Origin of the sequence: Halostella sp. PRR32 (genome assembly GCF_034808085.1) — an archaeon.
Taxonomy (GTDB): Archaea; Halobacteriota; Halobacteria; order Halobacteriales; family Natronoarchaeaceae; genus Halostella; species Halostella pelagica.
Genome location: NZ_JAXHGL010000009.1, coordinates 85511 through 92550, shown reverse-complemented (window position 1 = coordinate 92550; position 7040 = coordinate 85511). Strand labels below are relative to the sequence as shown.

Sequence of the window (7040 nt, the reverse complement as noted above, 5' to 3'; positions counted from 1 at the left end):
ATGCCGAACTGGAGCATGAACATCGACGACCCCCGCACCCAGTTCATGAACTTGTCGAACTTCGTCAGGATGAACGGGGACGACCCGAACGCCTCCCGAAGCCGGGAGTTGAATCGGTTCCCGAGTTGACTCCCACCCTCCGTCCGTGCGCCTCGTCCCGGTGACCGTTTCTCTATGTGTTGGTCCTCAGAATCACTCATTGTCCCCACCCGAGGGTGTCGTGTGGTACGGGTGGCACAGAGAAGTATGTTAGGCCGTGTCATGGCATTGATATCCGCCGGGTGGCAGTACGACGATGCTATCTGGAAACCACTCCGTATCGAACTGGAATTCACGCTTATCCGCGTCACGGAGGAAAGTCCGACCATGGCCGACGACCAGCCAGACGTCGAGGACGTGGGCAAGCGCGCACAGGAACGACGACGCGAGCGGGCCAAGAGCGCGGAGCGGATGTCCGCTGCCCTGGGAGCGGAGTTCTTCGACGAGTACAAGTATCCCGCCACGAGCGAGGAACTCGCCACGGAGTACGGCGACCAGGAGATTGACCTCGCTAACGAGACCGAGACGGTGGGAGACGTGTTCGACCGCCTCGTCGACGAGCGCTTCGAGTCCGCCGACGAGGTGCGCGAGGCGGTGTTCAACGAACTGACCGGCGAAGCGAGCGGCCGCGAGGAGTACAACGACGAGCGAGCGCTGTCCGACCTAGACGACGAGGAACCGTCGGGGCGTCCGCCCGAGTGACGCCGCCGAACGCACGACGCGAGGACGCGACGGCGACGACCGACGATTAGGTCGGTCTGTCACCGCTGTATCGCCATCGGCCGTCGTCCGTTCGCTTGATACCGGGTACCGCCTCCAGAACGGGTTCGACCGCGTCCCGCCACCACGTTCCGGCCGACGCCTCCACGTCGACAGCGTCGTGGGCGTGCGCCCGCAGATCCTCGTCGGTCGCGCCGCCTTTCGACAGCAGTAGTTCGAACGCGGCGGCGACTGCCTCGCGCTGGCGGTCGGTGACGTCCCGCGATTCGAGCGCGTGTTTGACGCTCCCGTACGTCCGTTCTTCGGGAACGTCGAACGGCAGGCGACCGTCACCGTTCTCGCGTCCGGGGGTTCCGGCGTACCGCCACGTCCTGTCCTCGTTCGACGCGTCTGGCGGTTCGATGTCGGGCAGCGTTGCGAGCGCGTCGCGGATCGCCTCGTCCCACCACGATTCGGCGTCGGCGTACTCCAGTGGGTTCTCGCTGTAGACGGCGTCTATCACCTCCGCGCGCGACGCCTCGCCCCAATGACGCAGGAACGCGAACGCCTCCTCGATGGCCTCGGCGTGGTCGGGCGCGAGATCCATCTCGTCTATCGCCTCGTCGACCGCAGGTGGTGTGTCGACGCGTGAGTCCGCGGTGCTATCTCCGGGGGCGGCGAGGAGTCGTTCGCCGCTGTCGGTTATCTCGTATCCGTCTTCGGCCTCACGGACGAGACCCCCCTCGATCAACCCGTCGAGGCGCTCGGCGGTCTCCCCCTCGTCCTGTCCCACGGCGTCGGCGATAGCCGCACTCTCCGCCGCTCCGTCCGCGAGATATTCGAGTATCGATGCGTCGTCGTCGGAGATCGTTGGCGTGCTCATTCTTCGGGGCGAACAGTCAGTACCGGTACGTCCGCGGTGCGGACGATCTTTTCAGTGACGCTTCCGAGGAGGTACCGTTCGACGCCGGTCCGCCCGTGAGTTCCCATCACGATGAGGTCCACGTCGTTGTCGGCGGCGTACTCCCGAATGGCCTGATGCGGAATACCGTACGTTACCTCGGTTATCACGTTCTCGATGCCGTGGTTACGCGCTCGTCGTTTGATCTCGTCGAGGGCTTCGTCGCCCGCGCGTTCGACCTGGTCGACCGTGACGCCACTGTACGCGTCCGTTGCCATCAGCGTATCGTTGACGACGAACATCGCACGTAAGTCGGCGTCGTAGGTCGCCGCGATGTCGAACGCGTGTTCGCTCGCGCTGAGTGCCTCCTCGCTCCCGTCGGTCGGCAGTAGTATCCGGTCGTACATACACTGCGACACGTCGTGGTGGCTCTAAACGTGTTGCCCCGTAACGATTAGTATTACTTCCTTTCGGAGTACGTAGGTCGACCTTACACGAGCGTTGCGTCCGTAAACGCATGTCGGGGAGCGAGAAGGGATCTGCTATCAGATACTACGATATCGAATCGACTGCAACGGTCGTACCTGATATGGTCGTCGGGAGCAACGGTGTAGACACATGGGTCGCTATCCACGCCAGGCACGGAATGCCCGGATAAAATGCGTAGAGTGTAACGCCCCCGTGGTCGAGACGACCGGCGAACGGTACGTCTGTATCAACTGCGGGGAATCGCCGATCGCGGTGCGGTCCTCATAGTCAGTCGCCGGTGCTGGGGGTCCCAACGAGTGCTTTTCGGTAGCGCACCAGTAAGTGCGGGTGAAACGCCGTCGGAGATGCGCCGGGCGAGACAGCCAGTTCCGACTATACAAACAACTGAGACGATTTACGCTCTGATCGCACAACCGTCGTGGGAACGGGCGTACATTGCCTTTCAGTTGCTACCAGAGCACTCTCGGACAGAGAGACGATGACACGCGGATCCAGCTACCGGCCTAATTTTTTGGGTGTTCAACTTTTATAATACGCGACTTATTTTGAGAGTATCCGCGTAACCAAACGATTACCGAGAACAAAAAGCCGTCATCGGACACGGAGATTACGGTTCGACCTGTAGAATATGGAACAACAAACGAAAGGACTGCTCCCGTCGACAGTGTCGATCGCCGTCGTGACGTGCGACGATGCGGTCGTCGACACCGTCGCCGCGGCGACTGCCGGGTTCGATGCCGACGTCTCGGTGCAAACGTTCGCGACCGAGAACGAGGCGGTAAACGGTATCAGCAGCGAGGAAACCGACTGCGTGGTCTGTACGGAGCGGTTGCGAGCGGGCGACGGTATCGGCGTCGTGGCAGCCCTTCGAAACCGCGGCTCCGTCCTTCCGGTCGTCCTGTACGACACGGTAGACGACGAACGGTCCGTCGACGAGGCGTACGAAGCCGGGGTCTCCGAACTGGTCGATAGGGCCGGCGCGGCGAGCGAGCGCGTTCTCGCTCGCACCGTCCGGCGACTGCTCACCGAGCAACCGCGCGGTGCGGGGGGCGATGCGCATCTGGAGGCGATCGCCGATGCGGCGTCGGAGGCGATCGTCACTATCGACGCCGATAGTACAATCCGGTACGTCAACGCCGCCGTCGAGGAGGTGTTCGGGTATCCACCGAGCGACCTCCTCGGCGAACCGCTCACGGCGCTCATGTCTGACGAGATGGCTGCCCGTCACGAAGCGGGCATGGCGGAGTACCTCCAGACTGGCAAAAAGACGCTAGACTGGGACTACACCGTACTCCCGGGGCGGCACCGCGATGGACGCGAGATCCAACTCGCCGTCTCGTTCAGCGAGTTCCGGGCCGAGGGCGACCGGCTGTTCACCGGGATCATCCGCGACATTACGGCGCAGACGAGACAACAGCGTCAACTCACCGCCGTCACGCAGATAACGCAGGATCTATCCGGTGCCGAGACGCGAGCCGAGATCTGCGAAGTCGTCGTGAACGCGATCGGAGAGCAGTTAGACGCGCCGGCCGCCTCGATATCCCTGTACGACGGCGACAGCGGACTGGAGACGGTTGCGGAGTTTCCCTCGGGGGCCGGGGTTGGTGAGGGACTCAGCACTGCCGAGGGGAGCGCTCCGATGTGGCAGGCGTTCACGACGTACGACGAAGTGACGTGTACAGTCACCGAACTGTCGAAACGAGTCGATCCCGCGCCGCAGACGGGTGTTTGCGTCCCGCTGGGGAGATACGGCGTTCTGGTCTGGACGACGACCGAGCGGTCGCTTTCCGACCGCGAGCGAAACGTGGTTCGGATCCTCTGTGGAAGCGTAACGGCCGCGTTAGAGCGGGCCGACCGAGAAGAGTCGTTGCGAAAGCAGACGGCCTCGCTAACTGAGCAGACGGAGTCGCTCCAGCGGACCGAATCGCTGAATGCTATCGTTCGGGGTTGCATCGACGCCGTGATCGCAGAGGACACAGAAGGGGACGTACTTCGGAACGTCTGCGAACAGATCACGTCGAACGGACCGTTCGAGTTCGCCTGGTTCGGCCAGTACGACCCCATATCCGACGAAATAACGCCCGAGGCGTCGGCGGGCCACGGCGGCGGTTACCTGAACGAGATGTCCGTGACCGCGGACAATAGTTTAGGGCAGGGGCCGACGGGAACAGCCATCAACAGTCGGTCGGTACAGGTCCAGAACGACATCGTCGGCGACCCGCCGTTCGAACCCTGGCGACAGACCACGCTGGAACGCGGCTTCCGGTCCGTGCTCGCCGTTCCCGTCTCGCATCGAGAGACGCAGTACGGCGTGTTGGTCGTTTACGCGACGGAAATCGAAGCGTTCGACACGCGGGAGCGAGAGACGTTCGAATCGGTCGGCGAACTAGCCGGATTCGCACTCACCGCGAGCAGACGGACACCGGTCCCCGACGCGGGGTCGACGGTCGAACTCGGATTCGAAGTGACGGACGACATCGATCCGGTTCGTCTGGCCGCCGTCGCGGACGACGAAATCGAGTTCGAACGGTTCGCCCGCAACGACGAGGGCGTGCAGGCGTTCGTACGGATCCCCGGCCAGATCGACGATTCGCTCGACGCGCTGACGAACCTCACGGCCGTCCGGGACGTTTCGGTCGTTACCCGGGAGGCGGAGGAGTCGCGCGTGGAGATACTGTTCGACGGCGACGGGTTCTTCGGAACGCTGTCCGACCGCGGCGTGGTACTTCGGAACGGCACCGCGAACGCATCAACTCTCCGTCTCCTCGTCGAATTTCCCGACCAGGTCGGCCTAGAGCCGTTCGTCGACTGGGTGCGTCACACGTACGCCGAGGTCGAACTGTTCGGCCGCCGAAAGCTCGACAGATCCGCGCGGATCCAGCGGAGGTTTCGGTCGATGGTGGAACGGTCGCTCACTTCCCGTCAACTGGAAGTGCTGCAGACGGCGTACTACGGTGGCTACTTCGAGTGGCCTCGCGACCAGACGGGACAGGATATCGCCGACTCGCTCGGTATCTCGCAGCCGACCGTCAACCGACACCTGCGCGCCGCCGAGCGGAAGCTACTGACGCTTCTCTACGAGGGGAAGTGAATACATATACCCCCGCGTCTGACACAGCCCGTATACCTGTAGCCACACTCCCCATAGCGGTCTTCGTGTAACGTGAAGTAGACTGATGAGCGTGACCCGACCTACCTCCGTCGAACGCACCGCCCAGAACAGATCTATCGCGGAAACCGTCATTTGGGCGGTCGCCGAAGCCAAAGACGTCGACCCGCTCGAACTCGGCGAACTCCTGTACGACGCGATCGACCCGGACGCGCTGGAACAGCTGTTCAGCGGGGAGACCGACGGATCGTTCGAACGCCGTGTCGTATTCACACTCGCAGGATGCGATGTCACCGTCAGCGGCGACCAGCGAGTCGTCGTCCGAGCGCCGGCCGAGACCGCGTCCGGTCCGTCCGCATCCGCCATCGCTCACGAGTGAACCGGCGGCGCGAACGCCCCCTCGGTTTTCCCCCGTCCCGTCGTGAACGAAGGTATGAATGTCGAGACGCCGTCGTCCGCGGAGGCAGCGGCATCGCTCGCGACGTACGGAGCGGTCGCGGTCGGCGTCGCCGGCCTCGTTCTCGCGTCGGCGCTCGCGTACCCGCCCGTCGCCGCCGCGGTATCGACGGTCGGAACGGCACTGCTCGTGGGGATTTCTCTCCGAGCGATCTGGTCTAGCGCGCTCGCCGCACGGTCGCCGTCACCGCCCGCTCCGCCCGTCGGCGAGTGGCCGGCTGTCACCCTCGTAGTGACGGCGTACAACGAAGCGGACGTTCTCGGCGAGACGCTCGACGCCTGTCGGGCGCTCGACTACCCGAACCTCGGTATCGTCGTCTGTTACGAGTCCGCCTCGACTGACGGGACCGCGGCGATCGCAACGGCGGCGGATCGAGCGGACGACCGCGTGACCGCCGTCCGGCGGGACGCGCCGCCGGGCGGGAAAGCGGCGGCCGTCAACCACGCGCTCCGGCACGCGTCGGGCGACATCGTCGCCAGCATCGACGCGAACCAGCGGCCGGAGCGCGGGATGCTCCGGCGCGCGGTTCGGTGGTTCGAGGACGACGACGTCTGGTGCGTCAAGGGCCGCTGTTACGGGACCAACGCGGCCGCGTCGCCCATCGCGCTCCACGCCACCGTCGAGCGCCACCTGCTCGAACGGGCCGAGTTTTACGCTCGCGACGTGTTCGGCGGATTCACGATTTTTACCGGCGGTCAGGTCGTCTTCCGGCGCGAACTGGTCGAGGCGGTCGGTCAGTTCGACGAAACGATTCTGATAGAGGACGTTGACATGGCGTGTCGCACACACCGGGCGGGGTTCGGCCTTCGTGTGGACCCCGGAATCGTCACCCACGAGGACAATCCCGCGTCGCTCGGAGCATGGGTTAGCCAGCGCAGACGGTGGGCCCGCGGCGCGTTCCAGGTCGCGCAGCGGCACGCAGTGGGACTTCTCCGGTCGCCGTCGGTGTCGCCCGTCGCGAAACTCGACGCCGCGTTCACCTTCGGCTACGTCCTGCTTGCCCCGATCCTGTTTCTCTCGTTGCCGGCCCTCTGGATCGCCTCACCGTCGCCCGCGGCGGACCCCGTCGGGGCTGCGCTCCGCCTCTCGCCGGCCGTGGCGGGCCTGTTCGCCGCCGCTGTCGTGTTCTCGCTCGACGCCGCCGCCGGCCGGCCTCACGACGGTCGCGAGTATCTAGCACCGTTCACCCTGTGGGCGTACGCCGCGGTGCAGGGGGTCGTGGTCGTGACCGCGTTCGCCGACGAGTTCGTCCTCGACGCACCGGTCACCTACGTGACGAGCAGTACCGACGACAGCACCGACGACTCGGCGGTAAGCGCCGAGGATTAGCAGTCGGCGACGCGCCG

Annotated in this window: 6 protein-coding genes and 1 pseudogene; 4 read left to right on the top strand and 3 right to left on the bottom strand. The window is 64.5% G+C overall.

Features of this window, described 5'->3' with window-relative positions; genetic code table 11:
* A pseudogene (locus SM753_RS19625) lies at nucleotides 1–176 on the bottom strand (NADH-quinone oxidoreductase subunit B); the annotation flags it as partial.
* An 85-nt stretch (nucleotides 177–261) separates the two neighbouring features.
* Between SM753_RS19625 and SM753_RS19620 the strand changes: the two are divergent.
* Complete coding sequence (locus tag SM753_RS19620; RefSeq protein WP_323192790.1) at nucleotides 262–741, top strand: hypothetical protein; 480 nt, start codon at nucleotides 262–264, stop codon at nucleotides 739–741.
* A gap of 46 nt (nucleotides 742–787) precedes the next feature.
* On the opposite strand, the gene SM753_RS19615 is transcribed toward SM753_RS19620, so the two are convergent.
* Nucleotides 788–1621, bottom strand: a complete 834-nt coding sequence (locus SM753_RS19615; RefSeq protein WP_323192789.1) for a hypothetical protein — start codon at nucleotides 1619–1621, stop codon at nucleotides 788–790.
* Complete coding sequence (locus tag SM753_RS19610; protein ID WP_323192788.1) at nucleotides 1618–2046, bottom strand: universal stress protein; 429 nt, start codon at nucleotides 2044–2046, stop codon at nucleotides 1618–1620. The genes SM753_RS19615 and SM753_RS19610 overlap by 4 nt, the downstream gene beginning before the upstream one ends.
* A 710-nt stretch (nucleotides 2047–2756) precedes the next feature.
* Here SM753_RS19610 and SM753_RS19605 point away from each other — a divergent pair.
* The 3 genes from SM753_RS19605 (at nucleotide 2757) to SM753_RS19595 (ending at nucleotide 7023) form a co-directional block, all read left to right on the top strand.
* Nucleotides 2757–5219, top strand: coding sequence for a GAF domain-containing protein (locus tag SM753_RS19605; RefSeq protein ID WP_323192787.1), 2463 nt, complete (start codon nucleotides 2757–2759; stop codon nucleotides 5217–5219).
* A gap of 85 nt (nucleotides 5220–5304) precedes the next feature.
* Complete coding sequence (locus tag SM753_RS19600; RefSeq protein ID WP_323192786.1) at nucleotides 5305–5616, top strand: HalOD1 output domain-containing protein; 312 nt, start codon at nucleotides 5305–5307, stop codon at nucleotides 5614–5616.
* A gap of 54 nt (nucleotides 5617–5670) precedes the next feature.
* A complete protein-coding gene (locus SM753_RS19595) occupies nucleotides 5671–7023 on the top strand; it encodes a glycosyltransferase family 2 protein (RefSeq protein WP_323192785.1) in 1353 nt (450 codons plus the stop codon).
* The last annotated feature ends 17 nt before the right edge of the window (nucleotides 7024–7040 follow it).

Bases quoted from the DNA above. Each gene is read 5' to 3' on its own strand.
- SM753_RS19615 (WP_323192789.1), bottom strand. From the start codon at position 1,621: ATGAGCACGCCAACGATCTCCGACGACGACGCATCGATACTCGAATAT.
- SM753_RS19605 (WP_323192787.1), top strand. From the start codon at position 2,757: ATGGAACAACAAACGAAAGGACTGCTCCCGTCGACAGTGTCGATCGCC.
- SM753_RS19595 (WP_323192785.1), top strand. From the start codon at position 5,671: ATGAATGTCGAGACGCCGTCGTCCGCGGAGGCAGCGGCATCGCTCGCG.
- SM753_RS19600 (WP_323192786.1), top strand. From the start codon at position 5,305: ATGAGCGTGACCCGACCTACCTCCGTCGAACGCACCGCCCAGAACAGA.
- SM753_RS19620 (WP_323192790.1), top strand. From the start codon at position 262: ATGGCATTGATATCCGCCGGGTGGCAGTACGACGATGCTATCTGGAAA.
- SM753_RS19610 (WP_323192788.1), bottom strand. From the start codon at position 2,046: ATGTACGACCGGATACTACTGCCGACCGACGGGAGCGAGGAGGCACTC.